This is a genomic window from Fibrella arboris, from assembly GCF_041321095.1.
Taxonomy (GTDB): Bacteria; Bacteroidota; Bacteroidia; order Cytophagales; family Spirosomataceae; genus Fibrella; species Fibrella arboris.
In genome coordinates this window covers 57,285-75,096 of sequence record NZ_JBGGWE010000017.1, presented here as the reverse complement: position 1 = coordinate 75,096, position 17,812 = coordinate 57,285, and the positions used below count along the sequence as shown (strand labels likewise).

Sequence of the window (17,812 nt, the reverse complement as noted above, 5' to 3'; positions counted from 1 at the left end):
CTTATTTTTAATAAAGCAAGTGAGATACATTATAACAGCTATTTTTACAGGCTGTTTTAATATATACCTAGAGCGCAAATCTGTCTACAACAGATGATAACGTTATATTAGTAGATGAAAAATAATAGGTTGATTACTAATGGTGTAAAACTAAGACGACGGTTATTCATGGCCCTTCAGTCGGACAAAAAACTATTCACTAACTTCTTATCGCTTGGTCTTGTACAGTTTACCAATTTTGCTTTACCCCTATTAACATACCCTTACCTATTTAGAACAGTAGGTAAGAGCTACTTTGGGGCAATAACATATGCCTTTAGTTTAATGGTCTATTTATCTGCTCTTACAGACTATGGATTTAATATATCAGCACCGCGAACAGTTGCACTCGTGCAAAATGATAGAATAAAATTATCAAAAATAGTCTCTATCGTTTATCAAACAAAAATATATATATTTTTGGCATGTAACTTATTGTTGATTCTTGGCTTATTGACAATTGATAGATTGCAGGAAGATTTATGGCTATACGGCTTGGGAACCCTATATTTAGCTGGCACATGCGTACTACCAACTTGGTTATATCAAGGCTTGGAAGATATGCGTCATATTACTTGGATCAATTTATTAGCAAAAGTAGTGTCTACGTTACTTATATTTATTCTGATTAAAAAGCCTGAAGATTATCAGTATACAGTCGGACTATTCGGTGTAGCTAACTTACTTTCAGGTCTAATTGGAGTTTTTTATGCGTGTAGAAGGTATAAATTAACTTTGAATTGGCAGCCCACCAGCATCATTATAAAAGAGTTAAAAGATGGATTTTATCACTTCTCATCTAGCCTATCCTCAGTCGCTTTCAGTAATTCTACGGTCTTTATTCTCGGTCTCTTTGTAAGCAACGCTATTATAGGCTCTTACGGAATCGTAGAGAAAATAATTTTTGCTTTATGGCAATTAATTAGTATATTTTCTCAAGTAACATATCCTGTAATATGTCGATTAGCTGTTGATTCTCATAAGCTTGTCTTAGAGTTTATGCGCAAGTATTACGTTCTCTTTACAGCCGTAATCGCATTAGGATGTCTACTAGTAGCTTTCTTTGCAAATGAGATCATTTATGTCGTAACTGGGCATTATCAGTCTGATACTGTAACATTATTACGTATCCTTAGCATTTTCCCATTCATAGTTTGCCTAAATGTATCGGCTTATCAACTTCTACTTGTTTACGAAAAACAGAAAGTAAATGCCCTAATATTCAATGTATCAGTCCTTCTAAATGCAATTGCTTGTACCGTACTATCATCAATATATGGCGCAATAGGAGCTGCGTATTCAGCTATTTTTACACAGATAGCTGTAACTTTGTCATTACATTGGGTGCTTGCGACACGATTTCCTAATCACTCTTTATGGGCACACAGATAATGATAGCCTAATAAGGTCGAAACATATATCTAATGCATGATCAATCTCGTAAAGCTCATTATCAACAGGTTAAGCAAGGTATTTTTACAGATTGATATACCTGTAAGCAGTTATGTGTCAGTGCCTTTTATTGGCCTCACAGGAGGACGATATATCAAAATAGGTCAAAACTCAACTATTGGTAAGCATGCATGGTTAGCTGCATTTGATACTTTTAGAGATCAGCGATTCAAGCCATCTATCAACATTGGTGATAATGTCACTATAGGTAACTTCTTTTGCCTTACAGCAATTGATAAAGTTGAGATAGGTGATGGTTGTTTGTTTAGTGAATATGTCTATATTTCAGACCATTCACACGGTACTGATCCCCGCCTTGGTTCTCCTGCAATCCAACCATTACATAGCAAAGGCAATGTCATTATTGGCAAAAACACCTTTGTTGGTTATCGAGCCTCTATTTTACCAGGTGTTAAGCTAGGAGAGCATTGCGTTGTTGGCGCTCATTCAGTTGTAACTCATTCATTCCCTGATTTTTCTGTTGTTGCAGGTGTACCAGCAAGGTTACTAAAAAACACGGATAGTAACTTATCTCAGATATAATGCGACTTTACGAACAGAAGCAGACTAACTACTTTTCTCAAGTTAGAGAAGATTTAATTGGACAAATACCCCATAGCCCAACTACACGGCTATTGGAAATTGGAGCTGGTGGCTGTGATACGCTAGTTGCAGTCAAAGAACGTAAATTAGCCTCGGAGGTTTTTGGAGTTGAACTGTTTTCTATAGAAAACTCTAATCAACAGAATCCCTTAATTGATAAACTTTTTATCGGAAATATTGAACAAACTCTCCCTGATTTTCCTATTGGCTATTTTGATATCATACTTTGTGGAGATGTTCTCGAACATTTAGTTGACCCTTGGTCAACTGTCCAAAAGATAAGCCGCTTCTTAAAGAAAGGTGGACTAATCATTATCTCCTGCCCAAACATACGAGAGATTATTAACTGGAGTCGTATATTAGTAACTGGGCGTTTTCAATATGAGACTAGTGGTATTATGGACAAAACTCACCTGCGTTTTTTCTGTAAGAAGGATTTGATAGAAATGATGACTACTAGTGAGTTAGAGCCTGTCCGCGCAATCGACAATTATTTCATCACGCCTAGAAGGAAGAAGTTTCGTTTACTTCACCTTGGGATATTAGATCCTTTTCTAGCGCCACAAACTATTGTCGTAAGCAAAAAAATATGAAAGCTGTGCAAGCTGTATTCACGATTGTCGCTAAAAATTACATCCCTTTAGCAAATATTTTAGGAGATTCGCTAAAGAAAATACATCCAGACCTTAATTTTTTCATTATAGTAGCTGATCGCGAAGATGGACTCATTCAATTCAATCAACAACGTTATCCAATAATTTCTGCTGAAGATCTTGGGATAATAAGCTTGAAACAGATGGCGTTTAAATATAATGTAACTGAATTTTGCACATTTCTTAAGCCGTTTAGTTTTCGGTATCTTTTTGAAAAAGGTTTTGAAAGAGTAATTTATTTTGACCCTGATATATATGTTTTCAATCCGTTAGATAAATTATTCAATGATTTAGAGGATTGTTCAATGATATTGACGCCTCATTATAGCACAGTCCAAGATACTTACACAGGCCTCTTTAATGAAGGTAATATACTGTTTGCTGGCATATTCAATCTAGGATTTTGTGCGTTGAAACAGTCTACTAATGGGCAAGGTATCATTAGTTGGTGGAGTAGTAGATTATTAGACCAGTGTTACGCAGATAGAACAGATGGTTTACACGTCGATCAGAAATGGACAGATTTTCTACCTATCTTATTTGATGACATTAAAATTGAAAAAGGGCTAGGCTACAATATGGCTGTGTGGAATTGGCATGAACGGCAGATTATTTCAAAAAATGGCCATTTTTTTGTTACAAATCGTGTTCATGGTGGTGATGCTCAGTTGCTAGTTTTTTACCATTTTTCAAATTATAAATTTAAAGATGCGGCGGATATCAAAAGATATGTTCCTGTAAACGTTACAACAATGCCTGATGTAATGGATGTCAGTAAATTTTACGCGGATTTGTTAGTTCAAGAGAACATTGCTATTCAATTGACGAAACTTTCGTATTCTTATTCAGCCTTTGATAATGGAAAATCAATAACACATTTCCACCGTCGCTTTTATAGAAGGCTGCTTGATATTAACAAGGGTGATTCAGATCCATTCAATACTTCTAGAGTATATTACCAACTTTTGTCAAAAAATAAACTAATCAGCAACGATCGTAATATTGACAAATTAAATGAATCAAATTTTGAAGGCTTTGATCGAAAATTATTAATCTTAAATAAATTATCAATGTTATTAAAGCTACTTATTGGTTTTGATCGTTACGCATTACTATGCAAATTTATGTATAGATACGTAAGAGCCGAAAATCAAGTTTTTTTAATAAAAGAGTACTCATCGCTTTTATCTTTCATAAATGAGAATAAATATATAAATTCAAAATGAGGGATTATGCAATTTCTTATCGTCAACTAATCGGATTCCTCTTTTTTCTTGTCTTTTTAAGTTCTTCGTTTGACATTTTTCTCAATTTAAAAATAGGCGGATTTTCATTTCGGTTTATTTATATTATCGTCTTAATATTATTCTCATTATATATTAGTGAACTTTTTAGAAAAGGTTTCATTACTGTTCGCGCAATCGGGCTACTGCCTTTTACAATTTGGTCTTTGTTGCTCATAATATTTATACCTAATACTCCTCTAGTTGGACGAAATATAGGATACATTTTATGGTTGTATATTCACTTCTTGTTTATAGTGATATGCGGCTATTATACCAGAAAGGACACAATACACAATTTCGTAAAACTATACTTAATTACTTTCTTGATTATAGGCTCTTTCGGTCTACTTCAATTGTGTTTTGGTTTAATTGGTATTGATTTACTTGTAGCACAATGGTGGATTGAAGGTCGGCTGCCTCGCTTAAACGGATTCTCTTATGAACCATCATATTATGCCACCTACTTACTATTGGGCTTTTCATTATCTTATTATTTGTATAGAAAAAAATTTACTATTTATAAAAATATACCCCTATATACAGCTTTAATTACGGCAATTGCGATTTTTCTTAGCTCATCAAGAATGGGAATCGTTGTAGCATTTTTGCAAGTAATATGTTTCGAATTAGTGATAGAGCGTAAAAGTATCAAGCAATTATCTTTATTTCTAACTATTACGATATTAGTCGTAAGTTTCTTATTGATCATATTGATAACGAATGAAAATCTTTCTTTTTTATTGAGTGGTTTAGGAGTAATGGGTGGTTCAGCGCATTCAAGTTTAGAGCGATTAGATGGCTTTCTTACTCAGATTACTATATTTAGCCGAAATCCATTGAAGGGTTATAGTTTAGGCGGCGTCTCCCAAGCTATAGCTTTCGAAAAGGGCGTCACTATACTTTCTCAAGAAACGATAAAGCCATATGATGTTAGTATAAATATATTCGTCGAAGTATTAACCGCTAGTGGAATTATAGGATTTATATTCTTTTTAAGATATATATATTGCTTATTAATAAATACTATAAAAAAAGCTAAGACATATAATAAGTTTGATATAAATAGCCTTTTGTTAAATGGATTCGTATGGAGTCTTTTATTCGAATTTATTATATTGTGTTTTAATCAAAACATCCTGCGTGCCTATCTGTGGGTACACATTGCATTATTAAACGGCATATTTTATCAGATAAAGTCAATATCACTTAATGAAAAAGATTACAATTCTGGTTAATTTTTATGTATATGAGTTTTGCATATGATAGAAATATAAATAAGGCATTGCATTGCGTGTTACACAATTCACATGTAATCAGGCTACTACTTGTTCTTAGATAGAAAGCCTATCAAATTTTAAAAATTCATTTACTAATACATCTTAATTTCTGTCTAGTCTAATTTTTTACAATTTTACAATCTGCTCCTTATTGTATATTCTGCTCATGACAACTCAATTGAAAACTGTTTGTGTTGATGCACGGATGCTTAATAATTCTGGTATAGGCATATACATACGCCATTTCATAAAAGTATTATTGGCTAATTCTCATTACTCAGTTGTATTACTTGGACGACACAGAGAGTTATCTGTTTATTTTTCATCAGCTTCTTATCGCCATATTGAAGCTGATTTTCCGATTTACTCTATTACTGAACAAATAAAACTTCCTTACCTCATACCAGACTGCGATGTATTTTGGTCGCCTCATTATAATATTCCTGCTTTACCAACTCGCGCTAGAAAATATCTGGTGATGGTTCCAGACGTATATCATCTAGCATTTTATAATACACTTAGTACTGCGCAAAAATTATATGCTAAAACGTTCATAAACCTCGCAGTAAGGAAAGCGAACGAAATACTCACTATTTCCAGATATTCAGAAGCGGAAATCCTCAAATTTACAAATATTAAACGGACAAATATTCACGTAATCTATCTTGGTATTGATAATGGACTATTCACAAGAATTGATGACTTATCGATTCGTAAAAGTACCCGCGATCGTTACAATGTTCCAGAAAAATATGTGCTTTTTGTTGGTAATGTTAAACCTAATAAAAATTTAAAGTCATTAGTTGCCGCCTTTATTCTGCTACTTGAATCCCTCCCTAACCATCACTTACTAATTGTAGGTAAAAAAGAAGGATTTATTACAGGAGACAGCGAGTTATTTACTTTAATTGATGAACACGAAGTATTGCGAGAGAGAGTAGTTTTTACTGGTTATGTAGAATTTAGTGATTTGCCTGTTCTTTATAGTATGGCATCTGTATTCGCATTTCCGTCATTATATGAAGGTTTTGGCTTTCCCCCACTTGAAGCAATGGCCTGTGGTTGTCCTGTCGTCGCATCAAACCGTGCTAGTATTCCCGAAATTTGTGGTAAGGCTGCCTTATATGTTGACCCTTTAGACTCAACCTCTTTTGCGAGTGCACTATATCAAATGATAACTGATAATGCGTTGAGAACATCGATTGTTCAAGAAGGCTATAGGCAAGCAGCTAAATACGATTGGAATAGAGCAGGAGAAGAATTTATTCATACAGTTAATTCATTAATTGACTAATAAATGGAGCGTGGTAATCAATATTTAAAATTAATTGATCGGTATGCAGGCATCCCACTATTATGGATACTTGGCCAGTTTCAGACGCATAATCGTAATTTACCTTCTGATATTAAACGAATCGCAATTATCAAAGGGGCTGCGATCGGCGATACAGTTCTGCTGTCGGCTATCGTTCAAGATATTCGTGCTCAGTTTCCTACAGTAGAGCTACTATTTTTTTGTGGGAAAACGTGTTTTGACACAGCAAAACAAATTCCAGGGATAAATCAAGTAGTATTAATTGAAACAACGAAGCCAATCAAATCTATACAAACTTTACGTAGCGCTGGTTGTTTTGACATTGTAATTGACGCAGGACCATGGACCCGACTTGAGGCATTACTTGCTTACTTTACTAATGGACTATTCAAGATTGGGTTTCACTCTTTATACCAGTATCGCCATTACGGATATGACTTGGCTGTTGAGCATTCAGACAAACAACATGAGCTTGAGAATAATCGTAACTTAATACGCTCTTTTGTAACTGCACCTACGCACATGCCAACATTGGTGCCACCAAGTATAAACTTCAAGAAAATTCAAGATGAACTGGGGCTATCTAATTCTTTTTGGATCTTACATGCTTGGTCAGGCGGTTTTAAGGGTCACTATAAGGAATGGGTTAACGAACGTTGGGTAGGTATAGCTGCAGATTTATCTGCACAAGGATATCAAGTGCTTTTTTCGGGCACTAAAGCTGATAGCTTTAAAACAGCTGGCTTGGTTGATGATTGTCTTCAAAGAGGGATTCCAGCAGTTAATTTGGCAGGTCAGACATCACTTTCTGAGATGATGGCTATTTTAAAGATGTCGAAGGGTGTCATCAGTGTTAATACGGGTATAATGCACATAGCAGCATCATTAGGTGTTCCGGTTGTGTGTCTAAACGGTCCAGTTCCTTCTTTAAGATGGGGGGCTTTGTCTACTGAGGCTATCAATATTGATGCAAAAGGTAGTGAATGTGGTTACATCCACCTTGGATTTGAATACCCTAAAGACGTTCCAGATTGTATGGGGTCAATAACAATACATGATGTTCAGACAGCGATCAAGAAAATCATAGAAGCGGATTATACAAATAATGATGTCGAGAAAAAGTAATGAGCAAGTTTTGCCTCGTATCTAATTCATCCATTACGAACTAGTCAACTACATTTGTCGGTGTGCCTTATCATACTGAGGTATCATTTGCCCATTTGAGCTACAATACCATGCAGATGCGTTTGACAAATATTAGTTGTACCCGGACACTCGCGATTTGTGCTTCATTATTTTTAAGCATAAATCTGAACGCTCAACAAAAACTCTTTAGGTTCCCTCAAAGCTATGAGCTTGAAGCAGGTACAATTCTTTCTTCATCGTCGAAGACACCGTTCTGGTTACGTGCGAATCAATATGGGTCCGTTCCTTATAATGCTCCTTCCGCTACAGTAAAAATCGGATTTTCAGCTGATTACGACACAACTAAGCATCAATTTGATATTGGATATGCTGCGGATTTGATCGTTAATGGGTCAACCAACATTGATTACTCTCCAACCCAGGTTGCTCTGCTTCAACAGGCTTACTTTAAAGTAAAATATGGCGTAGTTGAAGCTTATATTGGGCGTCGGCGTGAAATTTTTGGTCTAGTCGATACGACGCTGACATCAGGGGCATATAGCTGGTCAGGAAACGCATTACCAGTACCAAAGATCCAAATTGGTATTCCACGTTATACTCCTATAAAATTCACCAAAGGCTGGGTATCTGTAATGGGCACATTTGCCCATGGCTGGCTGGGGGGGATCTATGTTCGTAATGCCTTTCTGCACCAGAAATCTCTTTTCTTACGAGTTGGCAAAACGCAAAGTACATTTCGGGCTTATGGAGGGGTCAATCATAATGTAGTTTGGGGAGGAATCAGTCCTGACTTAGTCGGAACAGGTATAGTTACTTCCGAACACCTGCCTGCTAGTTTTCGTGACTATCTGTTAGTCGTATCTGGTCTACGTACGAATAGCCAAGCAATTATCCCAGTAGGTAGTGACCTCACTGATTTTGACATAACAAACAGAATAGGTAATCATCTGGGATCGATTGATATAGCACTGGAAGTTGATTTACGTAGGCATTCTTTATTTATATACCGCCAAAACCCCTACGACACGGGGGCGCTATTCTACCTGACAAGCATCGCTGATGGTTTGCATGGAATCCGGCTAAGAAACCATAGGCCTAATGCTCTATTTCAAAACATCCTGTTTGAATTTTTAAACACAGCAAGCCAGGGAGGGCCGGAGTTTGTTATTGAAGATCCACAGCGCCGGGGAAAAGTGAATTATTTCAACAACGCTCAATTTCGTGATGGGTGGGCTTATCAACGTCAAACCATTGGCACACCCTTCATCAATCCCAATTATGACATTAATGGGCGTACTTCATTCGGGGGATACACAATCAACAATCGAATCTATGCCTGGCATCTGGCAGCGTCAGGTACGTTGCCCGTTCAGGTGAGGTGGCTAAAGCAACACCCTGTTTATGTAACAAAGTTATCGTTCAGCAGAAATTTAGGCACTTATGATACCCCATTCCCACGACCGATTACTCAGTTTTCTATGTTAATCCAAGCGTCTGCTATCGTTCAATCGCAAGGAAGTATAGGATCATTGGTAGATGGTACAGAAGTGATTGGAAAACTAGCTATTGACGCGGGAGGATTATATCCATCTGGTACAGGGGTGTACTTAGGCGTGCGTCGCAGTTGGAGCAAATAGGATATTTCTAATAAGTCAGTTAAAGTTTATAGAATCTCTCTGGCTTCTAAAGTCTATATTTGCAGCTATGACAATAAGCCATTGCCTAACAAGGTCTCGTCTTATCTGTTTACAAGTCGTACCTTAAGTGACTACTAGCCGCATACGGTCATGAGGCATCGTTATTCTGTTCTCCTTTTTCCGCTACACGTCTTCTTCGATTTCGTGTGTCTGAACCTATCTTTTACCAGCGCCTATTGGTTAAAGTTTGGAGAGATGGCAGGTGTTGCTCAACCACCTTACCAGTCACTATGGATAGCATTCAATGTTGTATGGGCTACCATAGTATTACTCACTCGACCATATATATTCCCGCGTCAGCTTTTTAAAGCCATTCCTCTACTGAAGAAGCTAATCTATCTGACAGCCCTTCACGCAGCCATTATCGCTTTGTTCTGGCTATTCGTAAGGGGTGTTTACTTCTCAAGAGGCCAATTAGCCTACACATATATTCTCTTCATATTGACTGGTGGCTTATTCAGGCTGGGTGGTCTCGTGTTTTTACAATATTACCGGGCCAGAGGGTATAACAACCGCAGATATATTGTAGTAGGCTATGGTAAACTGGCGAAGACGATCACTGATTTCTATAAAATTCATCCTGAAATGGGCTTTCGATTTCAAGGATATTTCGACTGGCCTACCAAGGAGAATGAGGGTGAATTAGTAGGGTCATACACCGATTTGCCCAAATTTGTGCGTCGTGAAGAAATTGACTGTGTGTACTGTTGCCTACCCTATATTGACAATACCCAGTTAAAAAACATCATCGATCAATCTGAACTACTTGATTTTCAAGTCAAATTATTAGTGGACTTCAGAGGTTTTTTGACTAAAGGCGCTTCTGTCGAGTACCATGACTTCCTGCCTGTTCTTAATCTATCGTCCCAAGATCTTGATGATTTCCGAGTGGCTTTTTTAAAGCGGGCATTTGACGTTGCTTTTTCGCTGTGTGTGCTGATAGCTGGTTCGCCAATCTTCGTTTTAGTAGCTTTAATTACCCGATTTACTTCGGTAGGTCCAATTTTTTATGTGCAGGAGCGAATTGGACACCGCGGCAAACCGTTCATGATCTATAAATTTCGGAGTATGTATGTGGATGCAGAGAAAGCAGGGCCGTCTTTATCTCAAGGTAACATTGATAACCGCATTACGCCCTGGGGCAGAATTATGCGGCAAACCCGTATCGATGAGTTACCCCAGTTTCTAAATGTACTGTTTGGCAGCATGTCGGTTGTGGGGCCAAGGCCCGAAAGGCAGTATTTTATTGATAAAATAACGGAGGTCGCCCCTGAGTATGCAGAACTTCTTAAAGTGAAGCCGGGTATTACCTCCATTGGGCAAATCCGCTTCGGATACGCCGCCAACGTTGATGAGATGGTTGAACGCCTGCGCTTCGACCTACTTTACCCCAAGCGGCGCTCTCTGCTTCTAGACCTGTGGATCATTGCCCATACCCTTCGGGTCATGGCGCAGGGACGAGGGCGTTGAACCTTCTTAACCAGATTTTTAATACTATTTTATAAGTAAGAAGCTTTGACTGCGTTTGTAAGCAGCACTATTTTTACAACGTTGCTTATTGGTAGCCATAGGCAATTAGTTTTTTCTTTTCAAGTTATTAGTAACCGCATTGTGCGACAGGTTTTGTGCTGATGAGATTGATGTTGTGTCGCCGGGCAATGACAGCCCCTCTTTTCCTTCTACTTCTATTCGGAATCTCTTGCGGTCAATCGACCCAATACAAGTCGAATCAATCAGTTGCCGAGTTGCGTAATTGTGCAGAAGATCAAGTCTTATCTCCTGCCGAAGAAGCTACGTTGCGTGCAGCTATCGGCGCTGATCAGAAAACTCAGCAGATCGAAGCGATCATTCAGCAGAAAGTACGTAGTGGCCTCAATGGTAATGTGCTGGTTGCACAAAAAGGCCTTGTCCTTTATAAACATTGCTTTGGCTTAGCGCATTTTGAGAAAAGCAGCCGCGATTCGCTGGTAGAACAGTCAAAATTTCAGTTGGCGTCGTTGTCTAAAACATTTACAGCTATTGCTGTTCTAAAACTACAGGAATCGGGTAAACTCGCTTTTACTGATTCCATTCAGCGCTTTTTCCCCGATTTTCCCTACCACGATATTACTATACGTGATTTGCTTAGCCATCGGAGCGGGTTACCCAATTATGTGTACTCATTCGATGACAGCATGAAGGTGAACTACTATCGTAAAGAGCCAAAGCTCCCCACAAATGCCGATGTGATGCACTGGTTTGCAACGGTAAAACCAACACCCAAAAAATACAACGTACCTGGTCGGGGGTTTTCTTACAATAACACCAATTACATGGTGCTTGCAGCAATTGTTGAAAAAGTAACCAAGCAGCCATTTGATGAATACTTACGGAGAACCATTTTCCTGCCTTTAGGGATGCATAACACGTACGTAGCCACTACGAAAAATGACTCGATCAATCTGTTTCGAACGGCAGGGTACCAAATGAATCGTCGGATTCCGAAAGATTATTTCGATAATGTAGTTGGCGATAAAGGAGTTTATTCGACCATGGGTGATCTGTTTCGCTGGTATCGGGCTCTTAATGGTGATTGCCTGCTTTCACGAAAAGCACTTGCCGAAGCGTTCATTCCACGTAGCTTTGAACGCAAAGGCCAGCGTAATTACGGGTACGGTTTCCGAATGCAGTTAGATGCGATGAACCAGCCTGAGTTTATTTATCATACTGGCTGGTGGAAGGGCTACAACACGATGTTCTGGTTTAGCCCCAAAGATGAATATGTCATTATCATCCTTGGCAATCGGCTTAATTCAACTGTCTACCGGGTACAGGAACTGATCGATATCCTTCATGGTAGTCCGAAGCAAGGTATCGAGGATGTCAGTGGGGAGGTAGAGATTTAACTGAAAGGGCTTTGTTTGACAACGAAGCCCTTTTTTATGTATTTATCTACGCTAACCAGGCTGGGTGTAGCCTGCCTTTTTTCCATGACCGCAATGGCGCAGGAGGTATTGCCGCTGTGGCCGGCCAATAATATGCCCAATGTGCTTGCCGGTGCTCAATCGACAACGATCACTGAGAAGAGCGTAACGAGTGGTGGAATCATGCGTATCAGCGACGTAGTAACTCCAACACTGACCGTTTACCCAGCCAAGAACGCAGCAACCCTTGCAGCAACAGGCACCGCAGTTATGATATGTCCGGGCGGTGGCTACTCTATCCTGGCAGCCGAGCATGAAGGATCTGCTATAGCCAACTGGTTCGCAGAGCGAGGCATTACCGCGTTCGTATTGAAGTATCGGCTGCCCGACCCGCGGCTACAACAAACACCACATGAAGCGCCGCTTGCCGATGCCATGCAGGGAATGCGTTTAATCCGCCAGCAGGCAAAACGGTATAATATTAATCCAAACCAGATTGGCGTGATGGGCTTTTCGGCGGGGGGGCATCTGGCTTCTACGCTATCAACGCATTACGACAAAGGGCCAGGGGCCGACCAACTAGCGAAGCCCAACTTCTCCATACTCATGTATCCTGTTATCACCTTTGGTGATAAAGCGCATGCCGGATCACGGACAAAACTGCTAGGTACGTTAGCAACTGACCCCAGCTGGATTAATTATTACTCGAACGAAAAGCAGGTTTCGGCCACTACGCCACCTACTTTTCTGGTTCACTCAATGGATGATAAAACGGTTCCTGTCGAAAATAGCATTGATTATTATCTGGCCTGCCTGCAACAAAAAATTCCGGCAGAAATGCACCTATATCCAACTGGCGGACATGGTTTTGCGTTACGTACAAAAGCTGGTGAATCGGTAGCTACCTGGCCTATAGCGCTTGAAAATTGGTTGAAACAATTACCAGTAGGCAAGTGAGCTAATGGGTCATTAAGGTGTTGATAGCATCAAACTGGGTCGCGATCAACTGCTTGTCCACCTTAATGACCTCATTTCCAGACACCTAGTTGCTCAGTAATAAAGGTGCATTGCCCCGTCCATTCATAATTACGATTTTCGCATTGGGCGACGCAGCCAGTTCTTTTTGCGCTTTAATCTGCTCATACTGCAACTGTTTATCACTCAAACCTGTCGATAAAATTTTCTGATAATCGGCAATACCCTGCGCCTCAACTCGCTTACGTTCGGCTTCCTGACGTTCCTTCTGTAAGACAAACTGCATTTTTTGCGCCTCCTGCTCCGCACTGATTTTTGATTCGATAGTCAGTTTTACGGAGGCTGGCAGATTAATTTTCCGTATCAACAGTTGCTCTAGCAACAGGCCACGTTTGCGGAAGTCCGTTTCGATGCTCTTGTAAATCCGGTTTTGAAACTCATCCCGGCGAGTTGAGTAAAGTGCCACTGCGTCGTAATAGACGGCATTATCCCGAATGCGTGTGCGCGTGACGGGTCTGACGATCTTCTCGTTATAGTCGGTACCGATTTCCCGATAAATGCGGGGTGCGTCAGCCTGAATGACCCGGTACAAAACAGTTAGGTCAACGACTACTTCCAACCCGTCGGCCGTTAAGACACGAATGGCATCGTCTCCTCTCTTTTCGCCTTCATCGATATCGGCCGACATGGTGTAGTTCTGCGTTTTTACGTCAAATTCGGTAACCGTAGCGAGTGGATTGACAAAGTTCAGGCCCGGCATCAATACTAGGTCGGTCACTTTACCGAAGAGTGATACAACGCCAACTTGCCCGGCGTCAATCTGCCGAATACTGGCCGTCAGCGCACCCAGAATGACCAGAATAGTACCAATAACCTTTACTGGGCGAGCGTAGCGTGAAAACGATAGCGCTGGTGTGTTAATGGCAAAGCCTGCAATGAGCACAGCAATACCGATAATAATAAAAAACATGGTTTTCTGCGTGGTTAAGAACGCATCAAACGTAGTCAATTTCAGCCCCTTGGCAACAGACACGGGAAGAACGGACACGGGCCTGTAGTATCGGTCGCCCGGTTGGACAAACAAAAAAGCACCCGGTACACTACCGAATGCTTTTCAGGTACTACTTGATCAATTAACCCTTCAGTAAAAGAGTTTTACTATGTTTCGGCCTGGCGTTTCAGATGCCAGCGCTCAATTCGCCTTGCCAAGTAGCAGCGCAAGGCGGCTGGCAGCATAAGGCCTGAAACGTATTTACTTGGTTCCTTTTTTCTTGCCCGACGCCGCCTGAGCCGCTTCTGCTGCCTCTTTTGAGACAACTTCACCTTTCAGAGTCAGGTATACGGTTGAGGTCTTAGCGTTGCTGGTCACAGTAACCGTTTTGTTGAATGGCCCCATACCAGCCGCATTGAATGTAGCCGACACGCTACCAGTCTGACCTGGCGCAACCGGATCTTTCGACCACGATGGTTTTGTGCAGCCACAAGAAGCAGTAGCATCTGTCACTACAATAGGAGCAGTACCTGTATTCTTGAAAGTGAATACATACGTTACGGGCTTACCTTGCTCAATTTTACCAAAGTCATGGGCTTCTTTGGCGAACGTAGCGACCCCGTCCTGGGCGAAGCTAACACTAACAAAGGCAAAAAGAGCTACGAAAAGTGATAATGCGGTTTTCATTGTTTAATCAGATATTGGTTTGGTTGTCTGGTAGATTCAGATGCTAAAACAAATATACCACAAACGCTTTGCCAAAGACTGTTTGGCGGTTGTGGTTTCAACAAAGAAATCGAAAAAATCGTTTTTTTGATCGATGGATTCCTTTGCCGTACTTTTACTTTTCATGACCTGCCTGCTGTTGCATTAGAGTATTGACCGTAGATAAGGTTTAAATCGTGTTGCTTTTTCTATCCATCACTTAGTCAACGCACTACTTCATCAGTTTGAATTTTGACCATAAACCTGTGCCCATGCTGTGATTGCAAATGAATCTCTTCGCACAACGGACGCTCTAAGACGGGATGCAATCCTGGCCGATTACCAAATTGCCTGCGAAAGTCGGCAGGTCAGTTTGCTAGGCCGAAAGGACGTGATGGGCGGCCGGGCTAAATTCGGCATTTTTGGTGATGGCAAAGAGCTGGCTCAACTGGCTGCTGCCCGTGCTTTTCAGCGAGGCGATTTCCGGTCAGGTTATTATCGCGACCAAACGTTCGTTGCTGCGCTGGGTGAACTGCGCTGGTCCGAATTCTTTGCTCAACTTTATGCGCATACCGATCTTGCGCATGATCCCAATACGGCTGGCCGGTCAATGAATGGCCATTTCGCCACCCGTTGGCTCGATCAACAGGGGCATTGGCGTAACCAGACAGACCTGTTTAATTCGGCCTGTGACATTGCCCCTACCGCCGGCCAAATACCCCGCTCTGTGGGTTTGGCCTATGCCTCTAAATTATACCGAAACAACCCGGATTTGTCGAGTCTGACCCAGTTCTCCCATCAGGGTAATGAGGTCACGTTTGCCACTATTGGCGACGCATCTACCTCTCAGGGTATGTTTTGGGAAACCATAAACGCCGCGGGGGTCCTTCAGGTCCCTTTACTTGTGTCTGTCTGGGACGATGGGTACGGCATATCGGTACCTGTAGAATTACAAACTACAAAAGGCAGTATTTCAAAGGCATTAGCTGGTTTCCAGCGTGACGAACATGACCAGGGGTTTGCTATTTTTACGGTTAAAGGCTGGGATTATACTGCCCTGATGGACACCTATGAACGGGCTGCCCACATTTGCCGTACCGAACACGTACCTGTGCTGGTACACGTCCAGGAGCTGACCCAACCACAGGGCCATTCAAGCTCGGGATCGCATGAACGTTACAAATCATCCGATCGGCTGGCCTGGGAGCGTGAACATGATTGCAACCGACAGTTTCGTAGCTGGATTTTAGCGAACGCGATTGCCACCGAAGACGAACTGATCGAGCTTGAGAAAAAGGCGCTAAGTACCGCTAGAGACGCTCGCAATGCGGCCTGGAAGGCATATCAGAGCGCCATGGCAAACGAGCAGTCGGAGGCGCTGGATTTGCTGCAACAAGTAGCCCGAAACCAGCCAAAGTCGGCCGATATAATGGCCATTCGGATGGAATTGCAAAAGACCGTCACGCCTATCTATCGGGATTCAGTATCGGCCGTCCGGAAAGCATTGCGGCTGCTTCGTGCTGATCAAGGCCCGGGCAAACAGGCGCTGCTACGCTGGCTCGCCAACACGAGCGAGCAACATACCGATCGCTTTAGCTCCCATTTGTACAGCCAGTCCGACGAATCACCATTGCGGGTGACGCCAGTTCCAGCGCACTATTCCGATGAGAGCCCTACAATCGATGGATACCTGATTATGCAACGGTACTTCGATAGTCTGTTTAGCCGGGAACCACGTGCCGTTGCTATTGGGGAAGATGTTGGGCATATTGGTGATGTAAACCAGGGCTTTGCGGGCCTTCAGGAGAAATACGGTCATCTACGCATCACCGACACCGGCATTCGCGAGACGACCATTATTGGCCAGGGAATCGGGCTGGCCATGCGCGGCCTTCGCCCCATCGTAGAAATTCAGTATTTCGATTACATCTTTTACGCGCTCGCTACGCTGACCGATGACCTGGCTACGCTGCATTACCGCACGAAAGGGGGCCAAAAGGCACCGGTTATTATCCGTACACGCGGCCACCGGCTGGAAGGCATCTGGCATTCGGGGTCGCCAATGGGCGCCATGCTCAATAGTCTGCGTGGCATTCATGTGTTGGTGCCGCGCAATATGGTGCAGGCCGCTGGCTTTTATAATACGCTCATTAAAGGTGATGACCCGGCGCTTCTGGTCGAATGCCTGAACGGCTATCGATACAAAGAACGCCTGCCCAACAATATTGCTGACTTCTGCCTGCCACTGGGCGCTCCTGATATATTACAGGAAGGGTCTGACGTAACGGTGGTCACCTATGGGTCTATGTGCCGGATTGTGATGGATGCCACTGCTCAGCTAGCCGAAACAGGCATTTCTGTTGAAGTCATTGATGTACAGACGCTATTGCCTTTCGATCTGACGGGCACCATCGTCGAGTCGCTTAAAAAGACAAGCCGGGTTTTGTTTGCCGACGAAGACTTTCCAGGTGGTGCGTCAGCCTATATGATGCAACAGGTGCTGGACCAGCAGGATGGGTATCGTTATCTGGATTCGCCGCCGCGCACGCTAACCGCTAAAGCACACCGCCCTCCTTATGGCTCCGACGGTGATTATTTTTCGAAACCCTCTACCGACGACGTCTTCGAAGCGGTTTACGCGTTGATGAGTGAAGCCGAACCAAATCGGTTCCCAGCCCTCTATTGATCCATTTTAACCGTAAAGACGCCAGGCTTGCCGCAAAGATTGACGAGAATTCCTGCCTTCTTTGCGATGAACTCAGCGTCTTTG

Annotated in this window: 14 protein-coding genes; 12 read left to right on the top strand and 2 right to left on the bottom strand. The window is 41.8% G+C overall.

Features of this window, described 5'->3' with window-relative positions; all coding sequences use genetic code 11:
- Positions 1-168 precede the first annotated feature (168 nt).
- The 11 genes from ACAW75_RS23040 to ACAW75_RS22990 all read left to right on the top strand — a co-directional run bounded on the left by ACAW75_RS23040 (position 169) and on the right by ACAW75_RS22990 (position 13,328).
- Entirely contained in the window at positions 169-1,431 is a 1,263-nt protein-coding gene (locus tag ACAW75_RS23040; protein WP_370731123.1) for an oligosaccharide flippase family protein, read from the top strand.
- A 36-nt stretch (positions 1,432-1,467) separates the two neighbouring features.
- Entirely contained in the window at positions 1,468-2,034 is a 567-nt protein-coding gene (locus ACAW75_RS23035) for an acyltransferase (RefSeq protein ID WP_370731122.1), read from the top strand.
- On the top strand, positions 2,034-2,687 hold the full coding sequence (locus ACAW75_RS23030) for a class I SAM-dependent methyltransferase (RefSeq protein ID WP_370731121.1): 654 nt from the start codon (positions 2,034-2,036) through the stop codon (positions 2,685-2,687). The genes ACAW75_RS23035 and ACAW75_RS23030 overlap by 1 nt, the downstream gene beginning before the upstream one ends.
- The gene (locus tag ACAW75_RS23025) at positions 2,684-3,973 is read left to right on the top strand and encodes a hypothetical protein (protein WP_370731120.1); all 1,290 of its coding nucleotides are present in this window, start codon (positions 2,684-2,686) and stop codon (positions 3,971-3,973) included. The genes ACAW75_RS23030 and ACAW75_RS23025 overlap by 4 nt, the downstream gene beginning before the upstream one ends.
- A 383-nt stretch (positions 3,974-4,356) precedes the next feature.
- A complete protein-coding gene (locus ACAW75_RS23020; RefSeq protein ID WP_370731119.1) occupies positions 4,357-5,268 on the top strand; it encodes an O-antigen ligase family protein in 912 nt (303 codons plus the stop codon).
- 208 nt (positions 5,269-5,476) lie between these two features.
- Complete coding sequence (locus tag ACAW75_RS23015) at positions 5,477-6,604, top strand: glycosyltransferase family 4 protein (RefSeq protein WP_370731118.1); 1,128 nt, start codon at positions 5,477-5,479, stop codon at positions 6,602-6,604.
- Between the two features lie 3 nt (positions 6,605-6,607).
- Positions 6,608-7,750 (top strand): glycosyltransferase family 9 protein, encoded by a 1,143-nt coding sequence (locus ACAW75_RS23010; RefSeq protein WP_370731117.1) that lies wholly within the window; start codon positions 6,608-6,610, stop codon positions 7,748-7,750.
- Positions 7,751-7,812: 62 nt separating this feature from the next.
- Complete coding sequence (locus tag ACAW75_RS23005; RefSeq protein ID WP_370731116.1) at positions 7,813-9,408, top strand: capsule assembly Wzi family protein; 1,596 nt, start codon at positions 7,813-7,815, stop codon at positions 9,406-9,408.
- A gap of 150 nt (positions 9,409-9,558) precedes the next feature.
- Complete coding sequence (locus ACAW75_RS23000; protein WP_370731115.1) at positions 9,559-10,938, top strand: sugar transferase; 1,380 nt, start codon at positions 9,559-9,561, stop codon at positions 10,936-10,938.
- A 275-nt stretch (positions 10,939-11,213) separates the two neighbouring features.
- Positions 11,214-12,353 carry a serine hydrolase domain-containing protein gene (locus tag ACAW75_RS22995; RefSeq protein ID WP_370731114.1) on the top strand — a complete coding sequence of 380 codons (1,140 nt, stop codon included), beginning with the start codon at positions 11,214-11,216 and terminating at the stop codon, positions 12,351-12,353.
- A gap of 36 nt (positions 12,354-12,389) precedes the next feature.
- Positions 12,390-13,328: an alpha/beta hydrolase gene (locus tag ACAW75_RS22990; protein WP_370731113.1), complete on the top strand. Its 939-nt coding sequence runs from the start codon at positions 12,390-12,392 to the stop codon at positions 13,326-13,328.
- An 85-nt stretch (positions 13,329-13,413) separates the two neighbouring features.
- Here the strand turns inward: ACAW75_RS22990 and ACAW75_RS22985 are convergent, their stop codons facing one another.
- Entirely contained in the window at positions 13,414-14,316 is a 903-nt protein-coding gene (locus ACAW75_RS22985; protein WP_370731171.1) for a prohibitin family protein, read from the bottom strand.
- 282 nt (positions 14,317-14,598) lie between these two features.
- Positions 14,599-15,024 carry a DUF1573 domain-containing protein gene (locus tag ACAW75_RS22980; protein WP_370731112.1) on the bottom strand — a complete coding sequence of 142 codons (426 nt, stop codon included), beginning with the start codon at positions 15,022-15,024 and terminating at the stop codon, positions 14,599-14,601.
- Between the two features lie 295 nt (positions 15,025-15,319).
- Here ACAW75_RS22980 and ACAW75_RS22975 point away from each other — a divergent pair, with 295 nt between their 5' ends.
- Positions 15,320-17,728, top strand: coding sequence for an alpha-ketoacid dehydrogenase subunit alpha/beta (locus ACAW75_RS22975; RefSeq protein ID WP_370731111.1), 2,409 nt, complete (start codon positions 15,320-15,322; stop codon positions 17,726-17,728).
- Positions 17,729-17,812: the final 84 nt, after the last annotated feature.

Coding starts and splice junctions, on each gene's coding strand:
- ACAW75_RS23040 (WP_370731123.1), top strand. CDS start 169: ATGGCCCTTCAGTCGGACAAAAAACTATTCACTAACTTCTTATCGCTT.
- ACAW75_RS23035 (WP_370731122.1), top strand. CDS start 1,468: ATGATCAATCTCGTAAAGCTCATTATCAACAGGTTAAGCAAGGTATTT.
- ACAW75_RS23030 (WP_370731121.1), top strand. CDS start 2,034: ATGCGACTTTACGAACAGAAGCAGACTAACTACTTTTCTCAAGTTAGA.
- ACAW75_RS23025 (WP_370731120.1), top strand. CDS start 2,684: ATGAAAGCTGTGCAAGCTGTATTCACGATTGTCGCTAAAAATTACATC.
- ACAW75_RS23015 (WP_370731118.1), top strand. CDS start 5,477: ATGACAACTCAATTGAAAACTGTTTGTGTTGATGCACGGATGCTTAAT.
- ACAW75_RS23010 (WP_370731117.1), top strand. CDS start 6,608: ATGGAGCGTGGTAATCAATATTTAAAATTAATTGATCGGTATGCAGGC.
- ACAW75_RS23000 (WP_370731115.1), top strand. CDS start 9,559: ATGAGGCATCGTTATTCTGTTCTCCTTTTTCCGCTACACGTCTTCTTC.
- ACAW75_RS22990 (WP_370731113.1), top strand. CDS start 12,390: ATGTATTTATCTACGCTAACCAGGCTGGGTGTAGCCTGCCTTTTTTCC.
- ACAW75_RS22985 (WP_370731171.1), bottom strand. CDS start 14,316: ATGTTTTTTATTATTATCGGTATTGCTGTGCTCATTGCAGGCTTTGCC.
- ACAW75_RS22980 (WP_370731112.1), bottom strand. CDS start 15,024: ATGAAAACCGCATTATCACTTTTCGTAGCTCTTTTTGCCTTTGTTAGT.